The organism is Methylobacterium sp. P3_A11, assembly GCF_056403155.1.
In genome coordinates, this window is the sequence record NZ_JBFUGA010000039.1 from 34,824 (window position 1) to 47,452 (window position 12,629).

The following is a 12,629-nucleotide window of genomic DNA, read 5'->3' on the forward strand; positions in this document are numbered from 1 at the left end:
TGCGGGGGCGGCGAATCGCCACCGCCGGAAACCCCGCTCGGCCTCCGGTACACCGGCGGCGGAACGGCGCGGGATAATTGACCTGCCTCCGGGCGTTCATCAAACTGCCGCGAAGAGGGTGCGCGGATCCCGAGCACCGCACTCATGTCGGTGACCCTCAGAGCTGTCGCTTGGCGGAGCCGGAGCGCTTAACAGGACACCGCCATGCGCGCGGCGGCCTTGCTCATGGCCGCGCGTCCTTATATTGCGACGCAACCACCACGACTCCGTACCTGAACCGGCGCGGACGGCCGCGCCGCGCGGCCGCCAGGGAGCCGGCACAACCCGTTTCGGGCCGCCATGAATCTGCGCAACATCGCCATCATCGCTCACGTCGACCACGGCAAGACGACTCTCGTCGACAAGCTGCTGGCCCAGTCCGGCACCTTCCGCGAGAATCAGCGGGTCGAGGAGCGGGCGATGGATTCGAACGACCTTGAGAAGGAACGTGGCATCACGATCCTGGCCAAGGCGACCTCGGTCCTCTGGAAGGATACCCGCGTCAACATCGTCGACACCCCCGGCCACGCCGATTTCGGCGGCGAGGTCGAGCGCATCCTGTCGATGGTCGATGGCGTGATCGTGCTGGTCGACGCCGCCGAGGGTCCGATGCCGCAGACCAAGTTCGTGGTCGGCAAGGCGCTCAAGATCGGCCTCCGCCCGATCGTGGCGATCAACAAGGTCGACCGGCCGGACGCGCGGATCAACGAGGTCGTGAACGAGGTGTTCGACCTGTTCGCCGCCCTCGACGCCACCGACGACCAGCTCGACTTCCCGATCCTCTACGGCTCGGGCCGCAACGGCTGGATGGCCGATAGCCCGGAGGCCGATCCGTCGGTCGGCCTGGAGCCGTTGTTCGAACTCGTGCTGAAGCATGTGCCGCCGGCCAAGACCGAAGAGGGGCCGTTCCGGATGCTCGGCACCCTGCTGGAGGCCAACCCGTTCCTCGGCCGGATCATCACCGGCCGGATCGCGTCGGGCTCGGTGAAGCCCAACCAGTCGGTCAAGGTCCTCGACCGGACCGGCAAGGTGGTCGAGACCGGCCGCGTGTCGAAGATCCTCGCCTTCCGTGGCCTCGAGCGTGCACCGATCGATATCGGTGAGGCGGGCGACATCGTGTCGATCGCCGGTCTCGTGAAGGGCACGGTGGCCGATACCTTCTGCGACCCGCAGGTCGAGACCCCGATCCAGGCGCAGCCGATCGATCCGCCGACCGTGACGATGTCGTTCATCGTCAACGACAGCCCGCTCGCGGGCACCGAGGGCGACAAGGTCACCAGCCGCATGATCCGCGACCGCCTGTTCAAGGAGGCCGAGGGCAACGTCACGCTCAAGATCGAAGAGGCCGCCGACAAGGACTCGTTCTACGTTTCGGGCCGCGGCGAGCTTCAGCTCTCGATCCTGATCGAGACCATGCGCCGCGAGGGCTTCGAGATCGCCGTGTCGCGGCCGCGGGTGGTGTACGAGAAGGATGAGGCCGGCGGCCTGCTCGAGCCGATCGAGGAGGTCGTGATCGACGTCGACGAGGAGCATTCCGGCGTCGTCGTGCAGAAGATGTCCGAGCGGAAGGCCGAGATGCTGGAGATGCGGCCGTCGGGCGGCGACCGCCTGCGCCTCGTGTTCCACGCCCCGACCCGTGGCCTGATCGGCTACCAGGGCGAGCTGCTGACCGACACCCGCGGCACCGCGATCATGAACCGCCTGTTCAAGGCCTACGAGCCCTACAAGGGCGAGATGCCTGGCCGCCGCAACGGCGTGCTGATCTCCAACGACCAGGGCGAGGCCGTGGCCTACGCCATGTGGAACCTGGAAGACCGCGGCCCGATGATGATCGAGCCGGGCTGGAAGGTGTACCAGGGCATGATCGTCGGCGAGCACAACCGCGAGAACGACCTCGAGGTGAACGTCCTCAAGGGCAAGAAGCTCACCAACATCCGCACCACGTCGAAGGACGAGGCCGTCCGCCTCACCCCGCCGATCCGGATGACGCTGGAGCGCTCGCTGGCCTGGATCCAGGATGACGAGCTCGTCGAGGTGACCCCGAAGTCGATCCGCCTGCGCAAGGCGATCCTCGACCCGAACGACCGTAAGCGGGCCGAGCGCTCCAAGGACAACGCCGCCTGAGCTGAACGACCGGCAACCGGGCGCTCAGGCCCGGTTGCTGATGCGGCCCTTATTCCAGGCGGGGCTCCGGTCCATCGAACCCTTATGCCGAGGGTCCTACCTCGGTGCGGCGGACCCGAGAGGCTCGTGTGAACCCCGTGACTCCAATGCCTGTCGCGTTGAATTCCCTTCCGTCGCTCCAGCCTGCTGGCGCGGCACCACCCTCTTACGTCGTCGGCCAGGACGGGGAGGGGCATTGGGTGGCCGTCGAGGCCGGTGGCCGAGCCGGGGGTATCTTCCGGACCCGTCAGGATGCGATCCGCTACGCTTCCGTCGAGACCGGCTGCCGGCCGAACGACGTGCCGCTGGCCGCCGACCCCATCCCTTTCCGCCTCTCCTGACGTTGTGCGGCCGCGGCGGGTGTCCCGACGCGGCGCCGTGCGGCCCGGCTGCGTCAGCTGCTCCCGGGATCAGTCTCGTCGTGCTGGGTTCCGCCGGCTGGAATCCCCTGGCCGGGCTTGCCGTCGGTCTTCTCGTTCGGGTCCTTGACCGCGTCGGGGGCGATGTTCTTCGGCTTTTCCGGCGGCGGCGTGCCGGTATCGCGACGCTCGGTCATTCCCCGTTCTCCCGCTCCGCACGAGAGAGGCCGTCGGCGACTTTCGTGTCGCCGGTCGAACCTCGCGAGGCCTTCTGGTCCGAATGGCCGCCGGATGAGCCGCCGAGGGCGGGCGGCGAGCGTCCCGGCTCGCCGGCGGCGCCCCACCTGTCCTTGGGTTCGGATTGCGGCGTTCCGCCGGATTCCATGTCGGTGATCGCCGCCTGATCTGCGGTCTGGTGCCCGCCTCCGCTTGGCGGGGTCCCGCGCGATCCGACCGCGTCGTCGGGCTTGCGGGTGACCGTTCCGGATTCGCTCGTCGGCCGGACCATCAGCGTTTCCCGTCGTCCTGACCGACGGCCGCGGTGGCCCTGTCGATCGCTTCGCCGAGATCGCTGCCGGGCTTCGCTTGATCTTCCATCTGGCGGAGCGTCGCGCGCGGCGTCTCGGACCCGGTATCTGCCTTGCCCTCGGGATTCTCCCGCGGAGATCGTCCGGTCTGGTCTGTCATGGTTTGCCTCGCTGCGCCGTCCTGAGACAACGGGGGCGGCGAAGGAGGGTTGCGCCGAGCGGGGCGACCGCAGGCGCGCGGTTCAGGTGTCCGGGCCGACGATCCGGGGCAGGACAGCCTGCATCAGCTGCCGCACCGAATCCTCGGCGGCCCCGCGATTGGCCGCCCGGGCCGCGATGGTCAGCAGATCGCCGTTGCGGAGGATCACGGCGGTCGCGCCCGCACCGTTCTCCAGGGCGTAGACGCTCAACCAGCCGATCGCCGAGCCCGCGGGCAGGGCGGAGAGCCGGCAATCCGGATTCCGCCGCAGACAGACCGCCTCGAGGGCGGCGAAGGTTGTCCTGCCGGAGCGGACCCGCTCTTCGGTCCCGTCGGTCAGGCGCCCGATCTGCAGCTCGATCGTCGGGGCGCCCGCACAGGGCATGCAGTTCAGGCTGAGATGCAGGGGCTCCGCCTGCGCCGTCGCCTCCGGCCCGAGCGCCGTCCTGGCGGCCTCGGCCAGCCCGGTCAGATCGTGGCGGGCAAAGCCCAGAGCCACCGCCGCCTGAGCCCAGAAGCTGAACAGCAGAACGAGGAGGCCACGCATGAGAGACTCACCATCCGGTCGCCCGAGCAGGCGTTAGCGGAAAGATGTCGTCACGTCTAGATGCAATCTTTAGCGCAAATATATGATCTAATTCTGGTGATCAAATCATTAACAGGGAATAATTGTCAAATAATTATCTTGGTTGATGCCTGAATGTCTGCGCCGTGACTTCTAAAGTAGAAGCCATGACGGATACAGGGGGTCGAATTCTGACATCCGTCAGGGGAAAGGCGCGTGCCGAACGTCGGCGGCGCGCGCTTGTGCGAGCGTCTCGAAGCGGCCCGAGGGCCGCTCCGGTGTCGCCTCGTGCTCAGACGCGGTCATTGCATTCCCGCGCCCGAGCTATCGGTCTCTGTCGAGGCGTCAATTTTTCCAGACTTCGCTGACGCTTGCGTTCGGAGCGATGCCCTAACCGATGCCGTCGAACAGGGCCGACGAGATGTACCGCTCGGCGAACGAGCAGGCGATGGTCACGATTCGCTTGCCCTGGAATTCGGGCCGCTTGGCCAGCTCCAGCGCTGCGGCGACGTTGCCGCCGGTCGAGATGCCGCCGGGGATGCCTTCCAGGCGGGCCAGAGCCCGGGCCGTCTCGAACGCCGCCTGGTTGCTGACCTTCAGGACGCCATCGAGGATGCCGGTGTGGAGGTTGTCCGGGATGAAGCCGGCGCCGATGCCCTGGATCTTGTGCGGGCCGGGCTGGCCACCCGAGATCACCGGGGAATCCTCGGGCTCCACGGCGAAGATCTTCAGGTTCGGCAGGCGCGGCTTGAGTACCTCGCCGACGCCCGTGACGGTGCCGCCGGTTCCGACGCCGGCCACGAAGGCGTCGAGCTGGCCCCCGGTGTCGCTCCAGATCTCCTCGGCGGTGGTCCTCCGGTGGATCTCGGGGTTGGCGGGGTTCGAGAATTGCTGCGGCATCACCGAGCCGGGGATCTCCTTCAGGAGTTCCTCGGCCTTGGCGATCGCACCCTTCATGCCCTGCGCGCCGGGGGTGAGCGCCAGCTCCGCGCCCAGGAAGGCGAGCATCTTGCGCCGCTCCAGGGACATGGTCTCCGGCATCACCAGGATGAGCCGATAGCCACGGGCTGCGGCCGTGAAGGCCAGGGCGATGCCGGTGTTGCCGGAGGTCGGCTCGACCAGCGTGCCGCCGGGCTGGAGCTTCCCGGAGGCCTCCAGCGCATCGATCATGTTGACGCCGATGCGGTCCTTCACGCTGGCGATCGGGTTGAAGAATTCCAGCTTCAGCAGGATCTCGGCATCGACGCCATGCTCCTTCGGCAGCCGGTTGAGGCGCACCAGGGGGGTATTGCCGATCGTCTCGGTGATGGAGCCATAGACACGGCCGTGGCCGACCTTCGCCGGTGCGTTGGGGATATCGGCCATCGCGGAACTCCTGCTCGTGGTGACGAATCGGACAGATGTCGTGTCCGGAATAGGCCCCGCCGAAGGAACGCCTTCATGCCGATGGCTCGACCAGTTCCGGACGGGAGGCTGCGATATCGCGTTGCCGCGGCCGGAGCAATCGGGCTAAGTGCCGTTACCGAAAGTTCTTTCCGGAATCCGGTGAACTTTCGGACTGGGTTGGAAGACCATTGCTGGGTAGCCGGTTCCCGATGGAATTTAATTCTCCGGCCTGCGCCGCCGCGACCGACGGCCTCGGATCTCCGGCTACACCCGCAGCGCGCCCCCGTCGGCGAGGGCCGACCCGCCGGGCCGGCCTGCTGGCGGGAATCGGGTTGATCCTGGCGCGGCCGGTCCGAGCCGAGGAGACGGTCCGGATCGTGCTCGCCACGGCGACGCCGGGCGGTGGATTTCCCGCCTTCGGGGAGACGTTCGCCAGCGCCATCGCGGGGGCCGACCCGACCCTCGCGATCGAGCGGCGCGCCACCGGCGGGTCGTCCGAAAATGTCGGCCTCCTGCGCGCCGGTCGTGTCGATCTCGGCCTCGTGCAGGGCGAATACGCCTCTCCCGCCCTTGCCGAAGGTGGCGGCCTGACGGTTCTGGCGCCGATGTACCCGACGCCCGGGCTGTTCGTGGTCCCCGCCGGCAGCGCGATCCGCACCGTTGCGGACCTGCGCGGGCGTAGCGTGGCGCTTGGCACGCACAAATCCGGGCTCACCGTCATGGGCCGCAGCGTGCTGAGCGCCTCGGGCCTTGATCCCGCGCGCGACATCCGCCCGATCCTGCTTGATCGGGCTGGCGACGGGCCGGCCCTGGTGCGCGAGGGGCGCGCCGACGCGCTCTGGGGCGGCGGCCTCGACTGGCCGGGCTTCCACGCCCTGGCCGGAGACCCAGGCGGAGCCCGCTTCTTCGGGCCGTCGGAGGAGGGCATCGCACGCCTCGCGCAGCCCGGCGCGACCCTGCGACGCCTTACCGTGCCGGCAGGCAGCTTTTCCGGGCAAACGGCACCGATTGCGACGGTGGGATCCTGGAGCTTCGTGCTCGCGCGCCCGGGGCTCGACGATGAGACCGCTTATCGCCTCGTCCGGGCGCTGGCGCGATCGGCCTTGGTGGCGGCCCAGCCGAAGAACCTCGTCGGCCTGATCCCGGCGGCGCAGATCAATCCCGGGACCGGTCGCTTCCTGCGCGAAACCGGTGTTGCGCTGCGCTGAGCTTGCGACTTCTCAGCGGAACGAGGCGACGCGCCGGTCACGCTTCCGCTCGGCTGCGGGCTGGTACGCGATCTCGGCATGATGGGTGCAGTAGGGCAGCCCGGTGATCGAGCGGGCGCCGCAGAAGCGGAATTCCGGGGTCGTCGGGTCGCCGAGCGGCCAGCGGCACATGGACTCGCGAAGGTCCATGATGGTGACGCGCTGCGAGACCGCCAGGGCCACCGGCTCGGGGGCGGGCGCAGGCGCCGGGAAGTTCGGTGCCGGGCGATGCGTCAGGATCGCCACCGGCTCTGGCGCCTGGGTCTCGACCACCGCGATGGCTGTCTCGATCTCGACGGTCTTCGAGACGGCCGTCCCGGCTGGCGTCTCCTCGCCGCCCCGCGCGCGACCGGCCAGGCCGAGGCGGTGGACCTTGCCGATCACCGCGTTGCGGGTCACGCCGCCGAGTTGCGCCGCGATCTTGCTGGCACTCTGCCCGTCTTCCCACAGCCGGCGCAGAAGCGCCACGCGATCATCCGTCCAGCCGAGAACCGGTTCCATTATCCCCTCCGCCCCCTGCGGCTCGGCCGCGTTCTCGCGGGCGACGACATCCGTTCCGGCTCGCCAGGAGCCGTCTTGCAACTGGCCCTGTCCGCCATACAGGCCGCGCCCTCGCGCGCCGGGTGTCACACGACGTGCGACACCCTGTCTCGCCAAGCCACCGAGGAACCCTACCGCGCCGTTCGCGAGCGTTGCAAGGGTGGCCTGACACACGGCGCGTGCCGCTGCGCCGCCTGTCCACCGACAATGATCCCCGCCGGCGGCAACCGGCAGCCTGCCCGAAGCAGCCACGCTTGCGCCCCGATCGCGTGGGATCGTGACCCCTTGGCAACAGCGCGGTCTTAATCTCCGTGCTGAGCCGGCTCAGTCGGAACAGAACATACGGCCAAGCTCGTTCCGTGTGGCAGAGTGGGCGTGTTCGGCGGTTCGAGGTAGCGACGATGGGTGTTCGTCAGGTCAGCCTGCGCACGGCGGTGGCGTTCGGGCTGGCGGCTCAGGTCGCGGCCTGCGGCAGCATTCCACGGGCGCCATACACCGCCGAGCAGGCGGCGCTGGCTACCGTTCCGGGCATTCCCGGCGCGCGCGTCTTCGCCGACGCCTCGGTGGATACGATCGCGGCGCTCGCCGCCAATCCGGAGCGTCGCCGCAAGGGCTTCACGTACCTGGCTCTGTCGGGCGGCGGCGGTGACGGCGCATACGGGGCCGGCGTGCTCAACGGCTGGACCGCCTCCGGCACGCGTCCCGAGTTCACCTTGGTCTCAGGCGTCTCGACGGGCGCGCTGATCGCGCCCTTCGCGTTTCTGGGTTCGGCCTACGACCCCTACCTCACGGAGTTCTACACCAGCGGCGTCGCCGGCGAGCTGGTGGCCTCGCCTAACCTCGCCAATGTTCTGTTCGGATCGGGCCTGTTCGGCGACGGGCGTCTGCGCAGCCTCATCGACCGCTACGTCACGCCGGACCTCATACAGGCGGTGGCCGAGGAGCACGCCAAGGGCCGTCGCCTCCTCGTCGTCACCACAAACCTGGATTCCCAGCGGGCTGTGATCTGGAACATGGGCGCCATCGCGGCGAGCGGCGTGCCGAATGCCAGAGAGCTTTTCCGCGACGTGCTGGCGGCATCCGCGAGCATCCCGGCAGTCTTCCCGCCGCAATTCATCGACGTCGCGGCCGGCGATTCCCGCTTCCAGGAGATGCATGTCGACGGGTCGGTGGTGACGCCGGTCTTCACCTTGCCGCAGACCCTGCTGCTGCGCGACGGGCGGATCCGCACAGGCGGCAAGGCCGAGATCTACGTCGTGATCAACGGCCGCCTGGAGCCTGATTTCGAGGTGACGAAGGACAACACACTCTCGATCGTGGAGCGCTCGTTCACGACGGCGAGCCGCGCGCGATCCCGCGCGACCTTGACGGCGACCTACGCCCTGGCCCGCGGCAACGGGATCGGCTTCAACCTGACCTATATCGACGAAAACGGACCCAAGGCCTCGGCCGCGAAGGGCTTCGACACCGCCTACATGCGCGCGCTCTACGAGGCCGGTCTCGAAAAGGGCCGCACCGGCACCTTCTGGCAGCACACGATCCCCGCCGCTCCGACGCTCAAGGAAACCGCCAGCGCCGTGGCGAACTGAGCGCGGTCGGGGCACTGCCGCGCGCCCGAACGGGCCGCGCGGCAGCCGGACTGGACTATCTGCCCAGGATCTTCGTCACGAGGCGGCCGATCGGCGACGCCGTGCTGGCGTTCCGGTCGTCGCGGTCGACGGGGCGGTTCTCGTTGCCGAGGATCTTGGTGACGATGCGTCCGATCAGGTTCATGGGTCGGCCCTCCGATCTCGCGCCAAAACAGCGCAGCTTTCCTATCAACGGGTCAGGCGCCGGCCGCGTTCCCAGCCCGCGGCCCATGCGAGGCCTCAGACCTGCATCAGACGGATGTTGTTGGTGTTGCCGGCCGTGTGGAACGGGATGCCGGCGGCGACCACGATGATGTCGTTCGGCTTGGCGAAACCCTCGTCCCGAGCGTGGTGGCAGGCCTTGGCGGTCATCTCCTCGTAGCTGTCGACGTCCTCCGTCAGGACGCTGTGCGCCCCCCAGAGCAGGCTCAGCCGCCGCGAGGTCGCGACGTTCGGCGTGAGCGCCAGGATCGCGGCCGCGGGGCGCTTGCGCGCCACGCGGGCCGCGGTCGTGCCGCTGGCCGTGTAGGTCACGATCGCGGCGGCATGCACGGCCTCGGCGAGAACGGCCGTGGCGGTCGCCACCGCGTGGGGCGGCGTCTCCTCCTCTCCGGGCTCGGAGGCCGCCACGATCGAGTGGTAGAGCTTGTGACCCTCCACGCTGCGGATGATCCGGTCCATCATCGCCACCGCCTCGACCGGATAGCGGCCGGTGGCCGATTCCGCCGACAGCATCACCGCATCCGCGCCGTCGTAGATCGCCGTGGCGACGTCGGACGCCTCCGCCCGGGTCGGTGCGGGCGCGCTGACCATCGAGTCGAGCATCTGGGTCGCCACGACCACCGGCTTCACCGCGAGCCGGCAGGCGCGGATGAGCTCCTTCTGCCGACCGGGGACGTCCTCGTGCGGGATCTCGACCCCGAGGTCGCCGCGGGCGACCATCACGGCGTCGGACAAGCGGATAATGTCGCTGATCCGTTCCAGCGCCTGCGGCTTCTCGATCTTCGACATGATGCCGGCGCGATCACCGATGATCCCGCGGGCCTCAATGACGTCCGACGGTTTCTGCACGAAGGAGAGGGCGACCCAGTCGACGCCGAGTTCGAGCCCGAAGGCGAGGTCCGCACGGTCCTTCTCGGTGAGGGGCGACAGGTCCAGCAGGGTGCCCGGCAGGTTCACGCCCTTGCGGTTCGAGATCGGTCCCCCGGTGATCACCTCCGCGGTGATCGCCGTCCGCTCCGGTCCGGTGACCCGCACCCGGACCCGCCCGTCGTCGATGAGCAGTTCCTGGCCGGGCACGACGGCGTCGAAGATCTCCGGGTGGTGCAGCGGAATCGACTGCTTGTCGCCGGCGGCACCGTCGAGGACGAAGCGCACCATCTCGCCGGCTTCGAGATCCAGACGGTCGCCCTTGAGCGTGCCGATCCGGATCTTCGGGCCCTGGAGATCCTGGAGGATGCCGATCGGCCGGCCGACCTCTCGCTCCAGGCGGCGAATCGCGGCGTAGACCCTGGCGTGATCCTCCTGGACGCCGTGGCTGAAATTCAGCCGGAACGTGTCCACCCCGGCGAGGAACAGGGCACGCAACTGCTCCGGGGTGGCGCTGGCGGGGCCGACGGTGGCGACGATCTTGGCGTGGCGGTGACGGCGCATGCGGGTCTCGCCCTCATGAGGCTGCCTCTGGGAACCGAGCCGGGCGATCGGTCGCACCGACGCCGCTCACATCGGTGCGAAGCGGCGGCGCGACGAGGCCCTGCGGCGGCGGCCGCGCGATTTTTCGCGCGGCCGTCCGATTCGGCTGCCGCCTATCTCGCCGCCTCTCGAGCGATCCCGGCAAGCCCGGTCTCGAACACGTCCGCGATGACGGCGGTCGCCTCGGCGTCGCTCATTCCCTCGGCGTCGAAGGTCGCACTCCACATCACGGTGGATCCCGCGCCGTTCGGACGGACCGCCAGCGTGGCATTGTAGGCGCGCACCGGCAGCGGACCCTGGATGAAGCTGTAGCTGTAGCTCATGCCCGCCTCGTCGCGCGTCGTCTCCACTTCGGTGATCGTGCCCTGGCCGCCCGCCACGACGAGCCCACGGATCTGGGCGCGAATGCCGTCATCGTCGTCGTCGCCCGGCAGGATGCAGCGCTGGACCTGAGGGTGCCAGAGCTGGATCGCGCAGAAATCGCCGACCAGCGCCCACACGGCCGCGGGCGGGGCCGGGATGTCCCGGCTGCGGGTCACGTCCAGGGCGCAGGCCGGTCCTGCGGCGAGGAGCGCGACACCGACCGCCATCAAGGGGGCGCGTTGCATGGGACGATCTCCTCGCATTCTGTCGCGCGACAGGACGCAGCCGTCCACACCGACGGCGGGGCACCGTGCCGACCCTGCGGCTCACATCTCGATTTCGGTCCCGACCTCGACGATCTGACGGGTCGGCAGGCCGAAATGGGCGCCGGTCCGCTCGGCATTGCGCTTCATGAAGGCGAACAGGCCCTCCCGCCAGAGCGCCATGCCGGGCCGCGTGGGCGACGGGATGACCACCTCGTGGCCGACGAAGTAGGTCATGTCCTCCAGGTATTCCGGCGGCAACAGGCCGCTCGCCACGGCGCATTGGAGCCCTTCCGGGATCGAGGCGGTCTGCATGAAGCCGTAGCGCAGCACCACCCGCTCCATGCCGGGCGTATACTTCGAGATCGCCTTGCGGATGCCCTGCGCGACGAGGGTGACCTGCGCCCGCTCGCTCGCGGGGATCACCGGCTCCTCTTCGTAGATCACGGTGATCAGGAGGATCCGCTCGTGCAGGCAGCGGCTGCGCTCAAGCAGGCGGCCGAGCGCCATCGGAATGCCCTCCGTGGCGGCCGACAAGAAGGCCGCGGTGCCGGGCAGTGTCACCGGCGGGTGCGAGGCGAGCTGGGCGAGGAAGGTCGCCTCGGACATGCGCATGGTCTGACGGACGGATTCGAGGACGTGGTTGCCCTTCATCCAGGTCAGCATCAGGAAGGCGACGACCGCGGCGAGCAGCAGCGGAAACCAGCCGCCCTCCAGCAGCTTCACGCTGTTGGCGGCGAAGAACACGGCGTCGATCGCGAGGAAGAAGCCGTTGACCGCGAAGACCAGGATCGGGTTGTAGCCCCAGCGGAGCGCGATCAACGCGGCGAGCAGCGTGGTGATGCCCATCAGCGCGGAGACCGCGATGCCGTAGGCGCCTGCCAGCGCATCGGACGAGCCGAAGACCACGACCGCGGTGAGCGTCGCGGCGGCGAGAAGCCAGTTCACGCCGGGCACGTAGATCTGGCCGCGCTCTTCCTGATCGGTGTGCACCACGCGCATCATCGGCATGAAGCCCAGCTGGATCGATTGCTGGGTCAGCGAGTACACCCCCGAGATCACCGCCTGCGAGGCGATGACGGTCGCCATTGTGGCGAGCGCGACCAGCGGGTAATGCGCCCAGTCCGGGGCCAGTCGGTAGAACGGGTTCTCGATGGCGCCGGGCTCGGCGAGGAGCAGGGCGCCCTGGCCGCAATAGTGGATCAGGAGCGCGGGCAGCACGAGGCCGAACCACGCGAAGCGGATCGCGGGTGCGCCGAAATGGCCGAGATCGGCGTACATCGCCTCGCCGCCGGTCACCGCGAGGAAGGCCGCGCCGAGCATCAGGAAGCTCACGTGCCAGCCGGCGTGGAACAGGAAATCCACCGCCCGCCAGGGATTGGCCGCCGCCAGGATCTCCGGCGCGCGCAGGATGCTGGGGACCGCGAGCACGACCAGCACCGCGAACCAGACGAGCATGACGGGTCCGAAGACGCGGCCGATGGCGGCCACGCCCTTGTGCTGGACCAGGAACAGCCCGACCAGGATGACGAGGGTGATCGGGACCACGTACGGCCCGAGCGCCGGCGCGTCGATCTTCAGGCCCTCGATCGCCGAGAGCACCGAGATCGCCGGCGTGATCGCGCCGTCGCCGTAGAGCAGGGCCGCCCCGATGAGCC

At 69.0% G+C, this 12,629-nt stretch carries 14 protein-coding genes; 4 read left to right on the top strand and 10 right to left on the bottom strand.

Going from position 1 to position 12,629, the window contains the following annotated elements:
* The first annotated feature begins 339 nt into the window (after positions 1-339).
* Both typA and AC1DXK_RS14095 read left to right on the top strand, forming a co-directional pair.
* Complete coding sequence (gene typA / locus AC1DXK_RS14090; protein WP_457104495.1) at positions 340-2,163, top strand: translational GTPase TypA; 1,824 nt, start codon at positions 340-342, stop codon at positions 2,161-2,163.
* Positions 2,164-2,402: 239 nt separating this feature from the next.
* Positions 2,403-2,543 carry a hypothetical protein gene (locus tag AC1DXK_RS14095; RefSeq protein WP_457104494.1) on the top strand — a complete coding sequence of 47 codons (141 nt, stop codon included), beginning with the start codon at positions 2,403-2,405 and terminating at the stop codon, positions 2,541-2,543.
* A gap of 53 nt (positions 2,544-2,596) precedes the next feature.
* Here the strand turns inward: AC1DXK_RS14095 and AC1DXK_RS14100 are convergent, their stop codons facing one another.
* The 5 genes from AC1DXK_RS14100 to cysK form a co-directional block, all read right to left on the bottom strand.
* A complete protein-coding gene (locus AC1DXK_RS14100) occupies positions 2,597-2,758 on the bottom strand; it encodes a hypothetical protein (protein ID WP_457104493.1) in 162 nt (53 codons plus the stop codon).
* The gene (locus tag AC1DXK_RS14105; protein ID WP_457104492.1) at positions 2,755-3,069 is read right to left on the bottom strand and encodes a hypothetical protein; all 315 of its coding nucleotides are present in this window, start codon (positions 3,067-3,069) and stop codon (positions 2,755-2,757) included. The genes AC1DXK_RS14100 and AC1DXK_RS14105 overlap by 4 nt, the downstream gene beginning before the upstream one ends.
* The gene (locus AC1DXK_RS14110; protein WP_457104491.1) at positions 3,069-3,248 is read right to left on the bottom strand and encodes a hypothetical protein; all 180 of its coding nucleotides are present in this window, start codon (positions 3,246-3,248) and stop codon (positions 3,069-3,071) included. Before AC1DXK_RS14110 ends, AC1DXK_RS14105 begins: the two co-directional genes overlap by 1 nt.
* An 82-nt stretch (positions 3,249-3,330) precedes the next feature.
* Positions 3,331-3,834, bottom strand: a complete 504-nt coding sequence (locus tag AC1DXK_RS14115; protein ID WP_457104490.1) for a hypothetical protein — start codon at positions 3,832-3,834, stop codon at positions 3,331-3,333.
* A gap of 408 nt (positions 3,835-4,242) precedes the next feature.
* Positions 4,243-5,217 (bottom strand): cysteine synthase A, encoded by a 975-nt coding sequence (gene cysK / locus AC1DXK_RS14120; RefSeq protein WP_457104489.1) that lies wholly within the window; start codon positions 5,215-5,217, stop codon positions 4,243-4,245.
* Between the two features lie 353 nt (positions 5,218-5,570).
* On the opposite strand from cysK, the gene AC1DXK_RS14125 reads away from it, so the two are divergent.
* Positions 5,571-6,446, top strand: a complete 876-nt coding sequence (locus AC1DXK_RS14125) for a TAXI family TRAP transporter solute-binding subunit (RefSeq protein WP_457104488.1) — start codon at positions 5,571-5,573, stop codon at positions 6,444-6,446.
* 12 nt (positions 6,447-6,458) lie between these two features.
* Here the strand turns inward: AC1DXK_RS14125 and AC1DXK_RS14130 are convergent, their stop codons facing one another.
* Positions 6,459-6,986: a GcrA family cell cycle regulator gene (locus AC1DXK_RS14130; RefSeq protein ID WP_457104487.1), complete on the bottom strand. Its 528-nt coding sequence runs from the start codon at positions 6,984-6,986 to the stop codon at positions 6,459-6,461.
* A gap of 440 nt (positions 6,987-7,426) precedes the next feature.
* Between AC1DXK_RS14130 and AC1DXK_RS14135 the strand changes: the two genes are divergently transcribed.
* The gene (locus AC1DXK_RS14135) at positions 7,427-8,614 is read left to right on the top strand and encodes a patatin-like phospholipase family protein (protein ID WP_457104486.1); all 1,188 of its coding nucleotides are present in this window, start codon (positions 7,427-7,429) and stop codon (positions 8,612-8,614) included.
* A gap of 55 nt (positions 8,615-8,669) precedes the next feature.
* Here the strand turns inward: AC1DXK_RS14135 and AC1DXK_RS14140 are convergent, their stop codons facing one another.
* The 4 genes from AC1DXK_RS14140 to AC1DXK_RS14155 form a co-directional block, all read right to left on the bottom strand.
* A complete protein-coding gene (locus AC1DXK_RS14140; protein WP_457104485.1) occupies positions 8,670-8,798 on the bottom strand; it encodes a TFIIS helical bundle-like domain containing protein in 129 nt (42 codons plus the stop codon).
* 95 nt (positions 8,799-8,893) lie between these two features.
* Complete coding sequence (pyk, locus tag AC1DXK_RS14145; protein ID WP_457104484.1) at positions 8,894-10,306, bottom strand: pyruvate kinase; 1,413 nt, start codon at positions 10,304-10,306, stop codon at positions 8,894-8,896.
* Between the two features lie 152 nt (positions 10,307-10,458).
* Entirely contained in the window at positions 10,459-10,953 is a 495-nt protein-coding gene (locus AC1DXK_RS14150; RefSeq protein WP_457104483.1) for an SRPBCC family protein, read from the bottom strand.
* A gap of 81 nt (positions 10,954-11,034) precedes the next feature.
* On the bottom strand, positions 11,035-12,629 hold a 1,595-nt coding region (locus AC1DXK_RS14155; protein ID WP_477298091.1), incomplete at its 5' end, for a potassium transporter Kup.